The following is a 21,262-nucleotide window of genomic DNA, read 5'->3' as shown; positions in this document are numbered from 1 at the left end:
TAACTACTTCCTTATGATATTGATTTCATTCCTTCTGATAAAATCTATCGCAAGGGGTGTAATAATTGATCTTTTATCGGTAGAAATAGTTTTATATCCTCTATTCCATAACTTCTCAATATCTCTTTCTGAAATCAACTTTCTGCTAATTGTCGCTTTCTGAGTTACTTCTGCCCCTTCTTGTTTCTGAGCTTTAATCGCTTCTGGCTTAGATTCATCCTTTACCTCTTCCTTACAGGCCCCTTTATCTAGATACGCCATAAGTTCTTCCTCTCTAACAACATCTACACCAAAACCAACTATCTTTTCTTCATAGGCCTTAAACATATTGAAAAAGTTTTTGTTAGCAGTGCTCTCAAACTCTCTATAGCATATTCCTTCTTCTAAGACTATTACCGTCTTTCCCAGAAAAATAGATTCTATTATAATCTGTGAAATTTCACTTTGAGGATTTCCCACAGCTATACTGGCTAAATCCTTATTTGATAGATTCGGGACAATTATATAATCAAATAAATCTATGCCATCCTCACGAAGATAGTCATCCAAAAATTTAGTTTTGCTCCATTTCGATTTAATAATTTCATAGTTATCTTGTTTTTTCTCTGACACTCTATCTAAGATTAAAATGCTCTCAGCCTTTTCTTGATGCCTTTCCTGATTCAAAATACTCAATCTCTTAATGACTTCTTCAGTTATAATCTTTATTAAACTGTCGGTATTCACCTATATCACTTCCTTACACCTTGCAATTCATGGCTATTCCTAGGGGAGTAACCAAAAATGGATTACTAGGCTTCCTGGTCTTTATTCCAGTTTCATTTTCAAAAACATCTTCTATTCCTTCCAAACAGCATGTTCCCCCAACTAAGTAAATATCCTCAACCTCATATCCTTCAATATGATTCTTTACTATTGTAGCCATTTTTTGAATCACCGGTCTGACAATTGTTATGATCTCTCTTTGTCTCTTTTTATCTTTCTTGATTTTCTCAGCCTCTTCAAAATCGATTCTATAATTCCCTGCAATAACTAAAGATAAGTGTGTTCCGCCGGTGGCTTCGTCGGCTGTATATATTACATTACCTTCCTTAAGTATGGAAAGTCCCGTAGTGCCTCCACCTATATCAACGATTACTCCATTTTCTATTTCTAGAACAGCATTTGCTGCGGTTGGTTCATCTAAAATTGCTATGACTTCCATCCCAGACCCTTCAACTACATATCTATGGGTTTTGCTATCTCTTTCTCCGGTTCCCGGAGGTACGGCTATAGCAGCCTTTAGCAACTCCACTCCCAGTCTTTCCTCAAGCTTAGCCTTAAGCTCCCTAACAATTCTTGATGCTCCTATATAGTCAACTACTAATCCATCCTTAAGGACTTGGGCAAACTGCATCTCAGTGGCAATTGGATTCAAATCTTTATCTAACACAACTAAAACTATATATGCAGTTCCCAGATCAACTCCAACAAGTAAATCTTCAGTCCTTTTGAATTCTCCGGTTTTCTTTAAGCCATTTTCAACCTTTGATATAAGCCTATTTGCCCTTGTAAAGTCCATAGTGCAAAATCTCCTTTATTCTCTTAAATGATGATTTCCCCTACTCCCCCGTCTTTATATCCCGATGCATTTGCCTCATCGAAGTCTATATGCATACTTAGCTTATATTTGCTATTCACCCTTACAACGACGTCTTCAAAAACTATGGATCTGTCACCCTTAACCCTTACACTTACCAATTGCTTGTCATCAACACCAAATCTTTTGGCATCTTCAGGAGTCATATGAATATGTCTCTTTGCAATAATTACCGATTCCTTAGCTTCTACCACTGCCCTATCTGTAGCAATATATATTTTTCCACTTCCATCTAATCTTCCTGATTCCCTTACTGGTGCATCAATCCCAAGGGTTCTTGCATCGGTTTTAGAGATCTCAACCTGAGTTCTATTTCTGGCTGGGCCTAATATAGCTACTCCCTTTAATACTCCCCTTGGTCCTATCAGAGTTACCCTCTCTTCATACTGAAACTGCCCAGGCTGTGATAGTTCCTTCTTCTTTGACATTTCATACTCCTTGCCAAACAGTTTTTCTATATGATCCTCACTTAGGTGAACATGCCTTGCCGATGCTTCAACTGGTATTGTATTGTTCTCACCAATGGTATCCATTACTTTTCTTACGATTTCCTTTATCAATGCCTCATTCACAATACCACCCCACTACTTATATAAACCTGCTTTATACTTGCACATCATTATATAGATGCAGCTGCTTAGTCTATTTAAGGCCTTTATTATGTCAATTCTACTAATTTCAAAATCCCTTCTAAAGGCCTTTATTGCCGTAAGTTCCACTTCCCTTACGCTGCTCCTTAAGGAGTTAAGACCTATTAGTATCTCCCCCATTTGATAATTGGGTAGTATATGATCTATTCCAAAGTGTTTTTTTGGATGATGGGACATTTCCCTTAGCTGATCTTCCCTCAATCCAATTAACGTTCCTAGATTTAACTCTTCTTCTAACACTTCAGCCTTTAAAATCTCCCTCGTGTAGATTAAAGCCTTATCAAGTTCTTCTACTAGACTCGTAATCTTTTTAGAATCCGTGAGCAGCTGAAGCTCCATAATCTTAGATTGAAGACTATCAAGCTTTCCTCTGAAAATCATTCTGGGATCATCCTTAAACACCAGTTTATTTCCATGGATTTGAGTCATATGCTCCGGCTTATTTTCCAATGCTCCTCCTAAGTAATATGAAGTATACTTAGGTGCTATTTTTTCATTTGAAGTTTCTAATTCTTTATATTTATTTCCATTTTGGCTGCAATCTTTTTTCTCGTCCTCTTTAACCTTCTTTTCTTCAATTACCAGTTCAATATTCTTATCCCTTAAAAATTGTCTAGCCGAAGGAGTAACCAGTACTTTAGTATTTACAATATACTTCTTAGGCGATTTATTTTTAAGTTCTGACCGAAGGGTTGCTTCCGTTAAAACCTTCATCAGCTCACTCCTTTTCAAATGCCTTTATCTTGGCATTTGTGGTTCTAAGTTCTAAGTGGTAAGCTCTAAGGTTTTTGGCATTCTCTTAATGAAAAAAACTGAACGCACACTTATAGTAAATACAGTCTTCATAGAATGACCATCACCCTAGAACTTTGAACTTAACACCTTGAACTATACCTATAACTCTATCTTCGGAAGTACTAATTCGACTTCGCTATGTGGTCTTGGGATTACATGAACAGAAACTAATTCTCCAACTCTGTCGGCAGCTGCTGCTCCGGCATCTGTAGCTGCCTTAACTGCTCCTACGTCTCCTCTAACCATTACTGTAACTAGACCTCCACCTACATGAACCTTTCCGATAAGGGTTACATTTGCAGCCTTTACCATTGCATCTGCTGCCTCGATAGAACCTACTAATCCCTTAGTTTCAATCATTCCAAGTGCATTCATATTAGCCATTTATATATCCTCCCTATTTTCTAATATTTTTTTAACTCTGCCATAACTAACCTACAGATTGCTTCTATATCAAGTTTCTCTACAATTTCATTTTCCTTTGGCTTTATGCCTAAATCATCTACCTCATAAGCCATCCTTCTAATATTAATTAAATGTTCTGGTCCAACATTGTCGGATGTGGCACTTCCTCCAACGGCTCCGCAACCAAGGGTTAATGCCGGTGCCAATCCAGTACTAAGCCCTATGGCTCCATGGGTAGAAGGGGTATTTACTAAAAGTCTTGATACAGGCTTCTTTAGAGCAAATTCCCTTATAACCTCTTCATTGTTTGAATGTATAACCATCGTATGGCCTATTCCTCCATTTTCTAGGAGTGCATAGCAGAGTTCACAGGCTTCTACCCAATCCTCTACAGTGTAGAATGCGAGTAATTGAGTTAGTTTTTCCTTAGAAAATGGATAGTTTTTACCAACACCCTTTTCCTCACAAATTAGAACCCTAGTACCCTCAGGAATATTTATCCCTGCCATAACTGCAATGTCCTGAGCAGATTTTCCAACTATCTTAGGATTCATACCTCCATCTGCTCTCTCCATTATCCTAACAACCTTATCTACATCTTCACCTGTTATGAAGTATCCTCCCTGATTTCTAAGTTCACTCTTAACATAGTCCACTATACATGCCTCTGTAACGATAGCCTGTTCAGACGCACACACAGTTCCATTGTCAAAGGTTTTACTTGCTAAAATCTTACTTACAGCCCTTTTAACATCTGAACTTCTCTCGATGAATGCTGGAACATTTCCGGGCCCAACACCTAATGCTGGAGTTCCTGAACTGTATGCTGCTTTGACCATTCCTGTTCCCCCAGTTGCCAATATCAGAGAGACATCGTCATGCTTCATTAATTCATTTGTTCCCTCTAGGGTTGGTATTGATATACAGCTTATTAACCCCTTAGGCGCACCCATTCTAGTTGCTGTCTTGCTAAGCACCTCGGTTGTTTTCAAAATACATTTTAGTGCACTTGGATGTGGACTAAATACAATAGCATTTCCTGACTTTAATGCAATGATAGCTTTATATATAGCTGTTGATGTAGGATTGGTTGATGGTATTAATGCCCCAATTACTCCTACAGGTGTTCCAATCTCAACTATTTTCTTTTCTTTATCCTCATTGATTATTCCAATGGTCTTCATATCCTTGATATGCTCATATAGCTTTTCACTGGCAATAACGTTCTTTGTCAGCTTATCCTGCCATATTCCAAAGCCCGTTTCTTCTACCGCCATCTTTGCTAAACTTTCAGATTCCGCTAAGGCCGCTATAGACAGTTGCTTTACAATCTCATCTATTAGACCAGTACTGAATTTAGCAAACTCCTTCTGAGCCTTCTTAGCTGCCTTAACTAAACATCTTACTTCCTGTATAGATTGCAGATCTTTATCTTTTATCTCCATTTATTCCACCTCCCTATTAAAATAGCTAGTTAATGCCTCTATTAGTTCATTTTTCTTAGCAAACTTTATCAAGCCCTTCTCTATTGAAATTCCATCTATACCTCTAGCTATTCTTCTAAGGTCAACTACCTTAATATTAATTAGTTCATTTGGATCACTAATTCTAATTAATTTGCCATTATATTTGATAATATCTTTAGCCTTAACCTTACTTTTTTCTAAATCACTTGTATCTATCTCTCTACCTTCGAAAGAATGAGTTTCATCTCTCCTATTAAGGTCTTTGCTCTCAAGAAAATCATCCTTTTCTTCTTGCCTATCATCTGTCTTAGCTTCAACTATTTCCTTTTTAACATCTTGCTCTATTTCCTCATTCTTCTTTGGATTAAAGACGATTTTTTCTAAACCTTCTCCCATTCGGGCTATAACATCTATGGAGACAACCGTCCCTACCCTGTCTGCTGCTGTTGCACCTGCATCTATAGATGCCTTTACTGCACTGACATTTCCACCGATTTTTAAGGTAACAAGTCCGCCTCTTACAAGCTCAAGCCCAATCAGTTCTACATTAGCCGCCTTTAAACATGCATCCGCCGCTTCGATTGCTCCAATATATCCATAGGTTTCTAATAAGCCCAAGGCTTTTCCATTCATATTCTCACCAACACATCTTAATACTTAGTTGGATTATCTGCGACGAATTTCACAGCCTCTGCAAATGCATCACAAGCAGCCTTGCATGCTGACTGACTTCCCGTTAATAATCCTCCACCAAAGTTTGTTTCTGAAGGCGGTCCAAAGAATTCAGCCATTTCTACATCAGCAGCCTTTAAGGCAGCATCTAAGGCGTACATAGATTCAATTGGAGGTGCAATAAGATAGGCTATTGCTCTACCCTCTGGAATTCCTGCTAAGTCAGACAAGAAGGTTCCCGTTCTTGAGATACAATGAGCATAATATGCTATAGAGTCATCATCATTTGCACTATAAAAGCATGCATCGTTCTCTATAAAGTCTATAGCCGCATTTACTCCACTTCTTACTTCTGCTGGGTTTGGTCCTGACAATATTCCTATGAACTCACCTGCCAGCTTAGTGTTGGCATTGGCTGCTCCACCATAAAATGACTTTGCATAGGCAACCTTAACATCTGCCTTTTTTGTAGCCTCATCTATAGCTGTATATCCAACATCATCACAATCAGTTGTTATCATTCCTACACTTCTATGGCCTTCTGGTAACTCTAGCTTTTTAGCCATATCACGATCTATATTTGGTATAAGCTTTACACTCAATACAGTTGTACGTAATGGATCATTTTTCATTTAACTTCCCTCCATTTTTATAATTTAAGATCTAGTCCGCTTGCCTTCTGCTCAAGTATCTTCTTTATAACATCTGCAATATGAGCCCCTGCTTCTACTGCTGGAGTTCCTCCACTGTGTATATTTGATACCACTGTTCTATTGGACTCTGGCATTCCAACCTTTGCATTATAAGCCATGTAGCAGCTCATACTTTCTCCAGTTGCAAGTCCTGGTCTTTCTCCAATAAGAACTACCGTTACCTCAGCATCCAACATTTCAGAAATAGCATCCATTGCAGGAACTCTACCATGCTTTACAAAGAAAGGTGTTCCAACACTTATCCCATAGCCCTTTAGCCCCTGAATAATAGACGAATAAGCATCCTTTGCATTTGCATCAATAGCCGTTGAGCTTAATCCGTCAGATAAATATATCTGCACCTTAGGATTCTTCTGACACTTTTCTTTAATTAGTTTTTGAGCTTCTTCATCAAATCTTCTTCCGAGATCTGGTCTTGTTAAGTACTCATCCTTATCTCTACACATTGTACTAACTTCAAACAAATCCATTTCTTCTAGAACATCTTCTGAAACATAATTAAATACTGCATCCTGTGCAACTGCATGGTCAGCCCTAAATCTCAATAGGGTCTCTGTCTTATATCTTGGTCCAGCTCTCCATATCCCTACTCTAGCCGGTGTAGTTTCCTTTAATGCCAAATATCTATCCCGATTTTCAGGTTCTGGAACTAATAACTGTTCTTTAATTTCAATCGCAGTAATATCAGGTATATCTTCGTGTATACAATCAACATCGCTACATTCAACACTACAAGAGTCATTTGCTTTGTTATCACCCTTTGAACTCATTTCACTTAACACTTGCTCGATAATACTCTTAATGTCTTTTTCAGAAATCACATTCTTCCCCCCTTAATCTATTTCATAAATATTGATGCATCTCCAGCTCTTTTACTTAATCTGCCATTTTCATAAATTCCCATCTTCTCCAACCAGTCCTCAAACTCTTTGATTGGTTTCAGATTTGTCAATTGTCTTAATGATGGTGCTTCATGGTATCCTGTACATTGGTAATTGAGCATTATATCATCACCAGCCGGAATACCCATAAAGTAGTTACAGCCAGCGGTAGTCAATAGTACTGCTAGGTTCTCAACATCGTTTTGATCAGCCTTCATATGGTTTGTATAACAAGCATCACATCCCATAGGAATACCTGTAAGCTTACCCATAAAGTGATCTTCTAAGCCCGCTCTAATAACCTGCTTGCTATCATAGAGGTATTCTGGCCCTATGAATCCAACAACGGTATTTACTAGGAATGGCTTAAACTTCTTCGCAAAGCCATAGCATCTAGCCTCGAGGGTCAATTGGTCTACTCCATGATGGGCTTCTGATGATAATTCCGAGCCCTGACCTGTTTCAAAATACATTACGTTTGGACCTGTTGATGTACCTTCCTTAAGCACTAATTCTCTAGCTTCTTCTAATAGCTTTCCTGTAACACCAAAGGCTTCATTCCCCTTCTCAGTTCCAGCAATACTCTGGAATATCATATCCGACGGTGCACCTTGCTTTATGGCATCCATTTGAGTTGTCACATGGGCTAAAACACAGTTTTGTGTAGGTATTTCCCACTTTCTTTTAAACTCCTCAAACATTTTTAAAACATTAGCTACGTTATCAACGGTATCATTTACTGGGTTAAGACCTACAACGGCATCACCTGCACCATAGCTTAAACCTTCCATTAGAGAAACCATTATTCCATCTAGGTCATCGGTTGTATGGTTTGGCTGTAGTCTTACGGATAAAGTCCCTGGTAGACCAATAGTAGTATTGCAATGGGCCGTAACGCGTATTTTGCTAGCTCCATAGATTAAATCTAGGTTTGACATTATCTTAGCCACAGCAGCAACCATCTCACTGGTTAAACCTCTACTAACCCTTCTGATATCAGCTCCTGTAGTCTCGTTGTCTAGTATCCATTCTCTTAACTCTGAAACAGTCCAGTTCTTTATTTCACCATAAATCCTTTCATTTACACTATCTTGAATAATTCTAGTTACTTCATCCACGTCATAGGGTACTACTGGATTGTTTCTTAAATCTCCTAATGTAAGATTACTTAGAACCTCTTTAGCAGCGATCATTTCAGTTACTGATTCAGCTGCTATACCTGCTAATTTGTCTCCAGATTTTTCTTCATTTGCCTTTGCTAAAACTTCTTTTACATCCTTGAACTGATAAACTGCTCCAAAAAGCTTAGTTTTAAGTCTCATTTTCTCTCCCCTTTCTATACTAATAACTGAATAATAAAGTCTTTACTATTACAGGAACCACCTTTCCATTGGCTATTGAATTACCAATATCCACATAGTCCCCATTTTCAACCATTACAGAGTCTATACATACTACATTCTTCTTGTAATTTAGCCCTGCCTTTAGGCTTTGCCCGAGGGCCTTAGCAATATCATGCTCGACGATGATAACTAGCGGTAGATTAAGCTCAAGGATTTCCTTCATTCCCCTTATTATGCAATTGGATAATTCCTGTATTGTTTCAAAACTGGCGTTCTTCACCCCCTTAATAGCTAAGGCTACCTGCTGTTTATCATCTTCTAATCTAAACCACTTTAATTTATTTGAAATTGTGCTAGATAACTTGCTTAGAGACTGCCTTTCATCCTCCTTAGTAAGCTTAAGTATGGGGATGTTTTTAAGTGGTAAAACCTCTTCATCAAAGGTTATAGTACTACCACTAATATCCGTTGTATGTGTACCTGCTCCAACTACTGTGGCTCTAATGGTTTCAGCTGATTCTACGATTTCCTTTTCTCTGGTTATTTTTGAATCCTTTATTCTTTGCCCTAGTATGATTCCAATGTCTCCATATTCAAATAAACCAGACTGCTCTTCACCATATATAAAATCAGCAACGCCTCCAGAAAAGGATACATAGTTTATGTCGTAATCCCGTCTCAGGTCATGGCCTGTAAGCATCAAATCAAGCTCCGGGGATTTAGGCTTAACCCCTAGAATTTCTTCGAGAATTTCTGCCATTCTAGCTGTTAGCTTATTTAAAGCATCTAAGGTCAGTCTTTTGCCTTCAGAGATTTTTAGATTTATACATTCTCCTAATTTCTTTAGCTTTGGCGATATATAGGTCACCTCTAAGGTATCCTGATTCAATTTGATAAGCCTTCCTCCTATGTCAAGGCAGGCTGTATCTATTACCTCTCCATTCTTGAATACCGCTATATTTGTTGTTCCTCCACCTATATCTAGGTTTACAACGGTACAACTCTTTTCTTTTGAGATCTTTTCAGCATTTGCGCCCTTGCCTGCAATGATTCCTTCCAAATCAGGCCCTGCCGTGGCTACTACAAAATCTCCAGCTAATCCACTTAGTGTATTTAAAACTTCCCTTGCATTCTCTTTCCTTGCTGTTTCTCCCGTAATGATAACTGCTCCCGTGTCTACATCCTCTGGCCTAATATCTGCCCTTTCATATTCATCTTCTATAATGCTCCTAACCCTTTTTCCATCTATTGATGTCAAAGAAATAAGTGGAGTAAAGTATATATCACTTCTATAGGTAACCTCTTTGTCAACGATCTTTATTCTGGGTACCGAGGCTATAGATGCAGTATTTTCAACTGTTATCCGGCTGAAAACCAGTTGAGTAGTTGAGGTACCTATGTCTATTCCAACACTCAAAATGTGCTCCCTCATTTTAATCTCTCCTTTTAAGCAAAAAGAAAAGAGGCCAAAGAGATATTTACATAAAATATCTTCTTGGCCTCTTTGCCTTTTAAACACTTCGTTGTGTTTATATCTATTTTTTATTTTTAAAATCAAACATTATCTTTGTTCCTTTTGAACTTGAATGGATATTTATTTGCCCTTGTAATTTATCTTTTACGATACTTTTTACAATAGTAAAGCCTAAACTTCCTGGTCTGGCTGACTCCATATCAAAGCCTACCCCATCATCAATGATAGAAATATTTGAGTACATGCTTCCTCTTTGAATATTTATTTCGATTAACCCACTTTCCCTACCTACAAAGGCATATTGAACTGAATTTTGTATAAGTTCATTTACTACAAGTGCTATTGAAGTGGCCTTATCTGAATCAATCTTTAAGCTGTCGCCACTTATTTCAATCTTAATATTTTTATTTTTCAGCATACTATAGTCTATAACACTATTTTTGATCCTTGAAAGAATTGTTTTTATATCTACATCATCTAGACCCTTCTGAGCTAGTATTTCATGGGTTACGGCTATACTCAATATCCTACTTATACTTTCATTAAATGCTACCTTCACCGACGCATTATCTATACGTCTAGATTGAAGTCTAAGTAAACTAGCTATTGTTTGAAGATTATTCTTCACCCTATGGTGAATCTCCCTTATGGCTACTGACTTCAATATTAATTCCTTTTCTTTAGCTTTTACGTCTGAAATATCTCTTATGACCATAATCATCCCTACTACGTCTATATTTCGCTGCTTCATAACGGCATACTTCACTTGCAGTGTCAGTTCCCCTATGTCTACCTCTGAACTACTCGTAAAACCTTTAGCTTTTATTTCGCTAAAGCTCTTTCCATCTAAAACTAAATTATTAAAGTTTATACCAATTACATTGTCTATATATCCCAGCTTCTTATATAAGTTTTCTGCAACTGGGTTTGCATATGTAGATATCCCATGACTATTAAATATGATAATTCCATCGGTTATATGATAATGTATGGGATTTCCATTATCAATAAATGTAAGAAGTGCTTCCGTAAGCTGTTCTGTAGTCTCAGTTAAAAGCTCCATATTCTTTTTCTCATTAACACTTTTTGTTATATCAATCTCAGCTATTAATGTACCTATCACATCACCTGAATTATTTTTAATCGGAACTACATTTTGCTTTACCGACTTATTTTCTTGTGTAATGGCTCTTAAATCCCTGGTCGCCATTCCTATTTCCAAGGTTCTTAGAACAGCTGGTTCATTCTTCCTAAGTGCAAACTCGCCAACAACAGAGTGTTGATACATCGAAGGACAGTTTGATGGTTTAGCCTCTGCAACTACTATAGCTGTATTAGGATCCTTAGACATACAGTCTATAAATATATCAGCTTCTAATAAATCAGCGATTAAAGGTAGATTTTGAGCTATTTTTTCGAGCTTGCTAATCTCTTCGTCGGATAAATAAGTATGGATTTTACACAGTTTATATATCATAAAATTTACTCCCGTATAAAGTTTTTTTGGTACAACCTCATCGTTTTTAATCAAGTTCAACCCTGTGAAATGATTTAAGATTATTCATTAATTATAATTGCATTGGCTATATCCTTCATAGCACAGCGTTTATCCATACTTAACTTTCTAATTTTGTTGTATGCTTTTTCCTCTGTCAAACCATATTTGCTCATCAAGATACCCTTCGCTTTTTCAACAGCCTTTCTCGTCTTTAATTGATCCTGTGTCTGGGCAACCTTTTCCTTTATCTTTCTAAACTCGTACCCCTTAGATATTGCTACCTCTATTGTAGGTAGTAGTGATTTTTCATCAACGGGTTTAACAATGTACCCCATAACCCCAGCTTCCTTTGCTTGGTCTATGAATTCCTTTCCACTATAGGCCGTTATCAAAACTACACTACCGGCTAGGTTTTCTTGTCCTATGATTTTTGATGCCTTTAAGCCATCAAGCAAAGGCATTTTGACGTCCATGAGAACTAGATCTGGTTTTTGTTTACGACAAAGCTCTACTGCATCAAATCCATCGGAAGCTTCTCCTACAACATCGTAGCCAGCCTCCTTTAATAACTCAGAAAAGTCCATTCTAGTAATAGGCTCATCGTCGGCTATTACTATTCTTTTTTTCATTCTTTCCCCTCCCCAGGTCAAAGGAATATTTTCAATGTTTATTTTTAATATGTTAATAACCACAGTTTTATGACAAAAACATTTTTATATCCTCCAGTCCACTTCCTTCAAGTGAGCTGACTTTAAATATCTTACTTGCACCAGCATTGTACAAGCACTCCTGAGCATATCTGATATTTCCTTCCTCACAATCTATCTTAGTCACTACCCCTATCACCAGCTTATTAAAGACCGATGCAAAGCTTGGAGGAAAAATACAAGCCTCATCATTACAGTCTTGAACTAGGCCAATAACATCACAGTCAAAAGAAGAAGTTATCAGAGCATTATAAAATCTCTTGTTCTCAATATATTCTCCCGGTGTATCTAAAATGCTCCTATAATATTCTATTGCTTGAGTTTTTTTATATTCTATAGAGTAGTTATTCAAAGCCTGTGTTAAGGTTGTCTTTCCACTCCCTGTTCGGCCTATTAGAATTATTTTTTTCATTTTTACCACTCCCAAGACTAAGACTTTGTCAGCTTCGTAGGAGTAAAGGCCAAGACATTTTTCAATAGATTTAATACTTCCCTTAAGGCAGCTTCTACACTGGACACATCCCCCACTACAACAAGAGAACCGCTAAATCTATCTAAAAATCCTATCTCTACTCCAGCTGCTTTTGTAGCAACATCCGCTGCTATTATTGCAGCCTCACTAGGGGTGATTGTTAAAATACCTATAGCTTCATTGTATTCATCAGATATCCCAAGTTTCTTATATACGCTTCTTTGAGGATTTGCTATTAAATGGGCCAGAGTAACCTGTTTTCCCGGCACATATTCCTGTATAACTCTTTGTTTTTCATCTTTCCCCATAACATCAACCTTTCAGAGTGTTCAATTCGATTTTAAAATGTGAATTTAACCAAAAAAAGCTTGTCAAGGAAAATAAAACCGTTTCCCTGCAAGCTTCATTGCTTTTAATATCGCACTCCGTTGTGCAAATCCCATATTTTATTTAATTTTAACATACTTATTTTGATAATGCAATATATTATTTTGAATTTTCACACAGTTTACAGTTGGTATATTTCCTTCAAATTAAGAATAAAGGAGGAAGAGCTTACGTGATGTGAAGAAACAAATTAATTCCAACTCCACAAACTATAGCAAAGGCAAACCTAAATTTTCCACCATCACTTTTATCATTAAAGTCTGTATATGGTAAAAGAGAAAAGGTAATAAGGCAGTTTTTTAGATAAATAAATAAATGCTTAAGTCTCTCTACACCATTTCTTCTTAGGATAATCAATAATAGAGCAATAGCCCCTCCTGCAAGGAAAGAATATATAATTGCCTTTAAGGCAAAGTCTATTCCCATTATGGCTCCAATTGCACTAAAAAGCTTTATATCTCCCGCTCCTAACATTCTTAAAGCAAAGAAGATTATTAGTATTACAATAGGAATTATCATACCTTTAATTGCAAATACCAATCCATCTAGACCCTCTAAATACATATTTGTTATAAGTCCAATTAGAATAAAGGGATATACTATATTGTTTTTTATCTTGTATGTTTTTATATCACTTATTAAAGCTAATATAAGTAGTAACGCTAGTTCAACATATTTTAATATAATTGAAATCACCTCTTTATATGAATCTAATATGCCTTACATTCTTGATTGAAGCAACAACGAAGAAATTCAGGTTTATCAACAGCCTGAGGTATAGGCTTCTACTGCCTCCTAATATTCTTCATCATCCTCTAATAATACTGTTTCTTCGATTACGCTCCTTTGCTCAAATTCGTCTAACAATACTGTTGATTCTTCATTGCTAAAATTAAATTCTAAAAAATTACTATTATTATCCAATGTAATCTGTTCATTAATATCAGAACCGGTTCTTCTATTAGTGTATGACATTGCTGTTTTTCCTTTATAGGATGACTTTATATTGGTTCTATCTGGTTTTCTAATAGATTTAACAAACCACATTATGGTACCAAAAATTCCAGTCAAGCCAATAAAAATCATTAAAATTCCTTTTAAAAGCATAGTCTCCCCCTATATCTATTTATTGAAAAAACTTATAGTCTCAATAAAACCCCTATAGGTTATGTATGAAAAAGTGGAAAGTAGAAATATCATTATTGCTATTTTAAACTTGATACTTATACCTTTTTTTCCATGTTCTTGACTAATTGCATCTACATTTTCTAAGTCTCTAACTAGTTCCTCTACCGACTGATATCTCTGATTAGGATTAGTCTTTGTACACTTTTCTATTATGTATTCCATACCTATTGATAAGCTTTCATCCAATTCCCTAATAGGTCTTATTTCATAGGGAGCTTCCTTTGGACTTTTTCCAGTTAGTAGATGGTATAGCGTTACTCCTAAACTGTATATATCGGTTCTTTCATCGGTTTGCGCTGTCCCATATTGTTCAGGTGCTGCATATCCTCTTGTACCAATATAGGCAGTATCATTTTCTGCCTCGGATTTATATTCTCTTGCAATTCCGAAATCTATGAGTTTAATCTTTTCATCCTTTGTTAAGATAATATTTGAAGGCTTCATATCTCTATAAATTATTGGGTTTGGCCTTAAGTTATGAAGATAGAGAAAAACATCACATATTTGTCTTGCCCACATAATAACCGTCTGTTCTTGGACCTTACCGCATCTTAATAATTTTTTATCTAAGGGAATACCTTCTATGTAATCCTCAATAATATAAATGCTTCTGTCGTCTTCAATAATATCAAATATCCTTGGCAAGGCAGGATGTTTTAGTTTTTTCAATATATTTGGCTCAACCAATAGATCTACCCTTGAATTCGATACTTTATTAATTTCCTTAATGGCCCATAGAGTTCCAAGATTTACGTTTTCAGCAAGATAAACTGTGCTCATGCCTCCTTCTCCTAGAACTTTAAGTATCTGATATCTTCCATCGAAGAGTTCATATTTTTTCATATTTATCTCCACCTTAGCCTATTAAATCCTTTAATTTCTCCAAAACCCCTATTTTTGTTTCATCATAATTCTGATATACAAGTATTGCTGAAGCGTTATCTACAGCTCCCCTCGTCTTCACTTTTTCCATAAGTTTTTCGACTTTGTTTTGAATATCTTCATCATTTTCTTTATATTCCTCAACAGCATCTAATATTTCATTCTTTAATAAAAGATTATAGAAGCCATCACTACATAATAGGAATACATCCTCCTCAAGGACTTCTCCTGTTCTGCGAAATAACTCTATCCTTTCTTTTACTCCTATACATTGGAGTAAAACGTGGCTCTTAGGATGATTTACTGCATCCCTTTCACTCATTATTCCTTGTCTAACCTGCTCTGCAACCCATGAGTGATCTTCAGTAAGCTTAATCATTTTTTTATTTATTTTATATATTCTACTATCACCTACATGCTTAATAATGAATTTATTTTTGAATATGAATAGCATAGATAGGGTTGTCCCAACTCTACAATTTATTTCTTGGCTAAATTTGATTATCTTCTCATTTATTTTGAAAACTAGGTTATCAAGCTCTTTATCAATGATGCTTATACTGTTTTTTTTGCCATTGTTGAGAATTATTGATAACCTAGTGTTCCACCAGTTTTTAAACTCCCCTATGACTATTTCACTTGCTTTATCTCCAGCAGCAAGACCCCCCATACCATCAGCCACTACAAAAAGGCCAAACTCTCCATGGGCTTCTTCTCCGATTTTTATAAGTATTCTGTCTTGATTTGTCTTTTTTACATATCCTATTTCACTTAAGGCCCCAATAGAAAAACCTCGTTTTCTCATATTTTTTTACCATTCCCTATATAGTTTTAAGTCATCTATAGCACTCTCGTATAGGTTATACCAGAATACTTCTCCATGATTTTTCCTATTTACATCATTTAGATACAGCAGATCTAGATAGGTCGATCTCTTTCTTCCATATTCTGTTCTTTCCTTTTCAACACCATTAAAGCTTGTATTCTCATTGATTTTCCCCCATGTGTCGTCCATATATGTATAGAAAAATTTTGCTCCATAGGTTTTGTTTCCGGTTATTTCAAATATGATAAGGAGGTTTTGCTTTTCATAGTTTTCATTTATAAGGTCTAGTTCTTCTCCTACCGGTACTGCCTTTGTCCATGGCGGTAGATAGTAGTCGAATTCCCATATATGCCATTTTTCATTAAGGGCTGTACTTTCTTTCTGCTTTCTGTAGCTGCTATCTAGGGTTATATAATAGGCCAATGGTCTATATCCGCTATTCTCTATTTTCTTATAGTCTCCTGAGTTATCGTCCTCTACATAGAGATGTACTTCCTTTATTTTATTGTTTTCATCTATTGCCCAGAACTGTGGCTTTATCTCTAGTGTGTCATCATCTTCGTCGAAGCCTATTGTGTCTATTTGGAAGTATACCTTGTATCCCAGCTTTATAGCCTTTTCTTCCTTTGTTTTATATACTGGCATATCACTTATTGGTATTCCTGTTTTTGCTAGGTCAGTAGGATTATTGTCTTCATCTAGGAAATACTTCTTCCAGTTGTAGTCGGCTACTCCCGTGGCTCTTAGGTTTTTTATCTTGTTTATGAATATTGGCGGCGATGTGGTCATGGTTACGTTTCCGGCTCTATCTCGTTGATAAATATGTACATACCAAAGCCCTTCCTTCAGATCATCAAACTCTGTTGCTGCTACGCTTTCCTTAGTTGACCCACAGTTCAGATTTACTTCAAATCTATTAGTTAATGGCCCTGCGATTGCTTCTGCTGTGCCTTCATTCAAATTCTTCATAGACGATACAGAAGGGAAACTAGTTGTTTTAGTTATTAAGAATCTTGATTCAATCACGCCTGATAACTCGTCACCAATGGTTACCCCTATTCTGTTGTTGTAGTCGGCCATATACTGATATCCATTTCCAACATTCGGAATATTTCTCTGTACAACATCAGTGAATCCATTTATATCAAATATAGCTACATCGGGTTTTATATTATCGAACTTAAATTCTCCATAGGTTATAGTACTCATAATATTTTTTGCTATATCTTCTAAACCTACATGAATACTATATACCCCATTTTGGTTGACATTGAATGTTTTTGTTTCGTTTTTACTTCCCTTTGTAAAGTATTGATTTGCTTGAAATCTATTATAGTGACTTCTATCGGTTATATTGTAATAGCTTGTCATATTCCAAAATCCTGATAAATTATCTGTTACTGTAATATTCACAGAATACGGTATGTTTGTCCAGTCTCTACTAGATATACTTGAGCTTGATTCTGGTATCGTCTTATCAAGCTTATATATTCCACTAGTACCAGTGTAAAGATCAGGTGGTGTTGTACTTCCCGAAGGAGTTCCATTATCTGTCCAACTTCCTCCATTTGGAGCTGAATCACTACCCCATACCTTTTGTTTAGATATCCATTCATTTAACGTTCCTGAAAGTTGTAGATTATCGCCTTCGGTAGTGATTGTTACGTCTCCACCATTCATCCCACTTACTGTCCCTGTAGCTGACCCTGTAACCGATATGGTTCCAACTTCCCAAGTCTCCGTAAAGGTACATGGGGCTGAATCTGATTTAGTTTGAGTTTCGGTAATGTCATTTCCATCACCGTCCTGCCCTATTACTACTTCTTCTTCATATTCATAGGCTCTTGAAGCTGTGTCGCTTCTCTCTGCTGTTTTGTCTCCTGATATTGAAACATTTACAGTAATATTTTGATTTACCCATCCTTCTCTGTTTCCACTTATGTCAAAGGAACTATTAGGATTAAATACAATAGTCCCATTTCCACCATTTGGTCCCGGTGGATCGGGTGGAGTTGTACCAGTTTTTTTATAGTAGAATGTTACGGTTTTCTCTTTTTCGCTATCAGACAACCTTACTATCTGTGAGGTGTTTGATTTACTTGTATCAAGTTCATAACCGCTTACAGTCGGGGCATCGACCGTAATATCTTTGTCTAGGTCTTGATCTCTCATTTTTGATGTTTGTATAGTTGTATCGCTTTCATCTTTACATATGATATTTATCGTTCCCTTATCTCCATCCTCAGGCAGTTCTTTTTCTTCTTCTGCGTAGTAGACTTCTACATAAAAGATAGGATAGTCCCTTGTTAAGTCTATATCTATTTCCCATGTGCTATATTTCACCCTAGAAGTTGAGTACTCTGTATCTTCTTCATATATCCACGTATTAGAACCACCACCATGTGAGTGTTTTCCAAAAGGACTTGTATCTTCAACAACCTTCAAAATTTTTGGTTTTTTATCACTTATGTAATAGTTTTTTCCATCCTCTTCAATGGTTTTATACATTCTATCTACCACATTGTTTGTATAAGTTGGAGCGTCAATTCTATTGTTACGATGACTTTCTCCTAAATACTCTAAAAAGCCTAAATATTCTCCATCCTCTGTATATGCATATGCTCCTGCTACTCCATAGCTTGGAAGGGGAACTTCATAAACGATAAAATCTCCATCATTCATTGGCGTTTTAAAAACGAACTCTCCCACACCGGGTCTTTTATCTATGAGTGTCTCATTTTCCGTTCTTACTACTAGATGTTTCCAAGTCGTTTCAATTCCAAATTCACCTTCTACTTTGATTTTCTCTGATAGATAATGTTTTTTTACAGGTAGTGTTCCACCTTTTTCTGCATATAGTCTTCTTATTGGTGGCCCTGAATTTAATAATTTTACGTCATAGTCTACATGGTCTAATTCTGAGTGCTGACCTACATCATTATCAGCTAGATAAATCCATAATGGTTCCCCTGTTTTTTTATCGGTATATGCTATTATTAATTGAGCTTCGCCACTTCCTCCAGTGTTCCCATCGTCACTTTCTATTTTAAGTACTGATTCTTCTCGATCATGTGCAAATTCGCCCTCTCCATATATAAACATATCAACATCAAGTTCATATTCTCCTACAGGTTTTCCATCTGCCCAATCGGTTATAGCCTCATCTAAATCCCTAAGTATTTTTTCTTGTGGTGTCATACTCTCCGATTCAAAATTATTTACAACATATCTAAAGGTTCTTATTATGCTATTTTCTATTTCTAATTCAACTTCCCATTCCTCTATACCATAATATGGAGGATCATCTTCATAATCCTCTATGTATTCTTGTACAATGTTAAAACCCGAATCATAGGTTCCTCCTAGAACTATTCCACCTCTTTTTTCTATTTCATCGGCAAGCCTAAAATCTAAATATGCATCACCTTCCTCGGGTGGTGGAGTACTTTTTTTATAATAAATATTTAATATATTCGATGATGAGTCTACATCGATACTAGCAGGATTATCAGTTTTACTTGATTCTGAATTAAACACCCAATTTACAAATTCGTAATCATCGCCCTCAAAACTAATTTCATCTGGAAAATCAATTTCATTAGTACCCATTGTCACAGATTTTGTTTTGGATGATTTTAAATCTTTTGTTGTTCCCACTTCATAGTAGTTGATTGTCAGGGTTTCATCACTTGGAGGGGGTGATGGTAATTCTTCTACTTCTATACTTATCGAAACAAAATAACACCAATACTCGTTTCCATTTTCTAGTTCTTTCTTTGCCCTATGAATGCCATTATCCGACCAGTTTTTCCACCAGTCCTTAAAATTAGGATCTTCCGTCTTTGCATCGTCCATCACCATCAAATAAAATTCATACGTTCCAGCTTCATCAAGGGTTAAAGAATCAATTTGTCCATACTGACTGGCACTCATTTCCCTCACCACTTCTCTTCCCGATGGCGTGACATATTGAAAGTCCCATTTTAATAGTCGAGTTCCGTTGTTACTTATATCACTAATATCACGTATGTCTATGGTATCTCCAACTTTAGCATGTCCTTCTGGGTATGCACTACTAGCAGTTTCCAATATATCGTCATGTGAACCGTCTTTGTGGTCTATTATTATTCTCATTCCTGCATTTGGTTTTAAAATGTCATTCGGTCGCTGTCTTCTATAATCTATAATACTACCTGTAGCCTGCGATACAACTGCTCCAATAATCATTATGAATATTATTATCATTGCTGTTGTTATCTTCTTTTTCATATACTATTATTCTCCTCCTTTTCCAGCTACAAGCTCTACGAAGTATTCCTTTTCTATTTTTCTTGTTTCATTTCTTATTATTATTTTAAGATTAAACTTTGCACCTTCCTCTATCTTGAGCTCTTTATCCCAATCCTTTTCTTTTAAATAAAACTTTCTAACCCCCCACCATGCATTACCCTTGTTAATGCTCTTCCATATCGTCATGTCTTGTTCAAACCATTCATCAGTTTCGTCATAATATGAGTTTAATATCGGGTGATTGTTTCCTCTTTCATCCAAAACTATAAATCTAATTTTGTATTCGTCTCCTGTAGCCTTATATTCAGACATATTTTTCACTATTAGAAGATAATAGTCTATATACGATTCTTTGGTATCTATCGCAAATACTGGCTCTACAAACTCCTTCTTATTGTTTTCATCAATAGTCGTCTCCCTAAGTTCCTTGAATATATTCCTTACTTCTACCCGATCTGGCCTTTCCAGTTCTTCACCTTTAATTTCATTGGTACTTATTTTTATACTCCTAGACTCTCCATTCCATTCAACCTTTGCCCCTAGTGCTTCACTTACAAACCTAAGTGGTACAAAGGTTCTATCATCTTTAATAATTGACTTAGTGTCAAATTCTATTTTTTTACCACCCACAAGGGCTTTATTTTCTCCAATATTGAGTTTTATTTCCTTACCTATACCTACAATACCTACTTGTCTAATTTCTCCATTCCACTCTACCTGACAGCCTAAATTCTCAGCAATAAATCTTACTGGAACCAAAGTTCTATCATCTTCATTAATGAATGGTTTTGCGTCTGGAAAGTTAACAAGCTTATTATTAACCATAACCTTAAGATCGACATTCTCAGCCTCTACTGAAAAAAGAGCTATATTAAATATAAACATCATAATTAATGTAACTTTGAATAATTTTATTAGTCTATTTTTCATAACTTCAACCCCTTATAAAATATTATTTTCAAATCAATATTTCA

21 protein-coding genes are annotated in these 21,262 nt (G+C 36.2%); all 21 read right to left on the bottom strand.

What is annotated here, in order from left to right; all coding sequences use genetic code 11:
- Nucleotides 1-3: 3 nt before the first annotated feature.
- The 21 genes from R9X47_RS22110 to R9X47_RS22010 all read right to left on the bottom strand — a co-directional run bounded on the left by R9X47_RS22110 (nt 4) and on the right by R9X47_RS22010 (nt 21,218).
- Nucleotides 4-726, bottom strand: a complete 723-nt coding sequence (locus R9X47_RS22110; RefSeq protein WP_432663248.1) for a hypothetical protein — start codon at nt 724-726, stop codon at nt 4-6.
- A gap of 13 nt (nt 727-739) precedes the next feature.
- The gene (gene eutJ / locus R9X47_RS22105; protein WP_432663247.1) at nt 740-1,561 is read right to left on the bottom strand and encodes an ethanolamine utilization protein EutJ; all 822 of its coding nucleotides are present in this window, start codon (nt 1,559-1,561) and stop codon (nt 740-742) included.
- 23 nt (nt 1,562-1,584) lie between these two features.
- Entirely contained in the window at nt 1,585-2,211 is a 627-nt protein-coding gene (gene pduL / locus R9X47_RS22100; protein ID WP_432663246.1) for a phosphate propanoyltransferase, read from the bottom strand.
- A gap of 12 nt (nt 2,212-2,223) precedes the next feature.
- On the bottom strand, nt 2,224-3,003 hold the full coding sequence (locus tag R9X47_RS22095; protein ID WP_432663245.1) for a cobalamin adenosyltransferase: 780 nt from the start codon (nt 3,001-3,003) through the stop codon (nt 2,224-2,226).
- A gap of 180 nt (nt 3,004-3,183) precedes the next feature.
- Entirely contained in the window at nt 3,184-3,468 is a 285-nt protein-coding gene (gene eutM, locus R9X47_RS22090) for an ethanolamine utilization microcompartment protein EutM (RefSeq protein WP_432663244.1), read from the bottom strand.
- Between the two features lie 20 nt (nt 3,469-3,488).
- Nucleotides 3,489-4,934 (bottom strand): acetaldehyde dehydrogenase (acetylating), encoded by a 1,446-nt coding sequence (locus R9X47_RS22085; protein ID WP_432663243.1) that lies wholly within the window; start codon nt 4,932-4,934, stop codon nt 3,489-3,491.
- Nucleotides 4,935-5,588, bottom strand: coding sequence for a BMC domain-containing protein (locus R9X47_RS22080; protein ID WP_432663242.1), 654 nt, complete (start codon nt 5,586-5,588; stop codon nt 4,935-4,937). It abuts the gene before it with no gap.
- A 17-nt stretch (nt 5,589-5,605) separates the two neighbouring features.
- Nucleotides 5,606-6,259 carry an ethanolamine utilization microcompartment protein EutL gene (gene eutL / locus R9X47_RS22075; protein ID WP_432663241.1) on the bottom strand — a complete coding sequence of 218 codons (654 nt, stop codon included), beginning with the start codon at nt 6,257-6,259 and terminating at the stop codon, nt 5,606-5,608.
- A gap of 17 nt (nt 6,260-6,276) precedes the next feature.
- On the bottom strand, nt 6,277-7,158 hold the full coding sequence (eutC, locus tag R9X47_RS22070; protein WP_432667682.1) for an ethanolamine ammonia-lyase subunit EutC: 882 nt from the start codon (nt 7,156-7,158) through the stop codon (nt 6,277-6,279).
- Between the two features lie 20 nt (nt 7,159-7,178).
- Entirely contained in the window at nt 7,179-8,543 is a 1,365-nt protein-coding gene (locus R9X47_RS22065) for an ethanolamine ammonia-lyase subunit EutB (protein ID WP_432663240.1), read from the bottom strand.
- 19 nt (nt 8,544-8,562) lie between these two features.
- Nucleotides 8,563-9,996, bottom strand: coding sequence for an ethanolamine ammonia-lyase reactivating factor EutA (gene eutA, locus R9X47_RS22060; RefSeq protein WP_432663239.1), 1,434 nt, complete (start codon nt 9,994-9,996; stop codon nt 8,563-8,565).
- 103 nt (nt 9,997-10,099) lie between these two features.
- On the bottom strand, nt 10,100-11,515 hold the full coding sequence (locus R9X47_RS22055; protein ID WP_432663238.1) for a sensor histidine kinase: 1,416 nt from the start codon (nt 11,513-11,515) through the stop codon (nt 10,100-10,102).
- An 80-nt stretch (nt 11,516-11,595) separates the two neighbouring features.
- Nucleotides 11,596-12,165, bottom strand: coding sequence for an ANTAR domain-containing response regulator (locus R9X47_RS22050; RefSeq protein WP_432663237.1), 570 nt, complete (start codon nt 12,163-12,165; stop codon nt 11,596-11,598).
- 67 nt (nt 12,166-12,232) lie between these two features.
- The gene (locus R9X47_RS22045; RefSeq protein WP_432663236.1) at nt 12,233-12,655 is read right to left on the bottom strand and encodes a EutP/PduV family microcompartment system protein; all 423 of its coding nucleotides are present in this window, start codon (nt 12,653-12,655) and stop codon (nt 12,233-12,235) included.
- A gap of 17 nt (nt 12,656-12,672) precedes the next feature.
- The gene (gene eutS / locus R9X47_RS22040) at nt 12,673-13,023 is read right to left on the bottom strand and encodes an ethanolamine utilization microcompartment protein EutS (RefSeq protein WP_432663235.1); all 351 of its coding nucleotides are present in this window, start codon (nt 13,021-13,023) and stop codon (nt 12,673-12,675) included.
- A 247-nt stretch (nt 13,024-13,270) separates the two neighbouring features.
- On the bottom strand, nt 13,271-13,798 hold the full coding sequence (locus R9X47_RS22035) for an A24 family peptidase (protein WP_432663234.1): 528 nt from the start codon (nt 13,796-13,798) through the stop codon (nt 13,271-13,273).
- Between the two features lie 99 nt (nt 13,799-13,897).
- Complete coding sequence (locus tag R9X47_RS22030; RefSeq protein ID WP_432663233.1) at nt 13,898-14,209, bottom strand: hypothetical protein; 312 nt, start codon at nt 14,207-14,209, stop codon at nt 13,898-13,900.
- Between the two features lie 15 nt (nt 14,210-14,224).
- Nucleotides 14,225-15,133, bottom strand: a complete 909-nt coding sequence (locus tag R9X47_RS22025; RefSeq protein WP_432663232.1) for a serine/threonine-protein kinase — start codon at nt 15,131-15,133, stop codon at nt 14,225-14,227.
- A 13-nt stretch (nt 15,134-15,146) separates the two neighbouring features.
- The gene (locus R9X47_RS22020) at nt 15,147-15,977 is read right to left on the bottom strand and encodes a PP2C family protein-serine/threonine phosphatase (protein ID WP_432663231.1); all 831 of its coding nucleotides are present in this window, start codon (nt 15,975-15,977) and stop codon (nt 15,147-15,149) included.
- Between the two features lie 6 nt (nt 15,978-15,983).
- Complete coding sequence (locus R9X47_RS22015; RefSeq protein ID WP_432663230.1) at nt 15,984-20,267, bottom strand: hypothetical protein; 4,284 nt, start codon at nt 20,265-20,267, stop codon at nt 15,984-15,986.
- 6 nt (nt 20,268-20,273) lie between these two features.
- Nucleotides 20,274-21,218: a copper amine oxidase N-terminal domain-containing protein gene (locus tag R9X47_RS22010; RefSeq protein WP_432663229.1), complete on the bottom strand. Its 945-nt coding sequence runs from the start codon at nt 21,216-21,218 to the stop codon at nt 20,274-20,276.
- Nucleotides 21,219-21,262 lie beyond the last annotated feature (44 nt).

Source organism: Wukongibacter baidiensis (assembly GCF_050888315.1).
GTDB classification, from domain to species: Bacteria; Bacillota; Clostridia; order Peptostreptococcales; family Caminicellaceae; genus Wukongibacter; species Wukongibacter baidiensis.
This window is presented reverse-complemented; position numbering and strand designations above follow the sequence as displayed.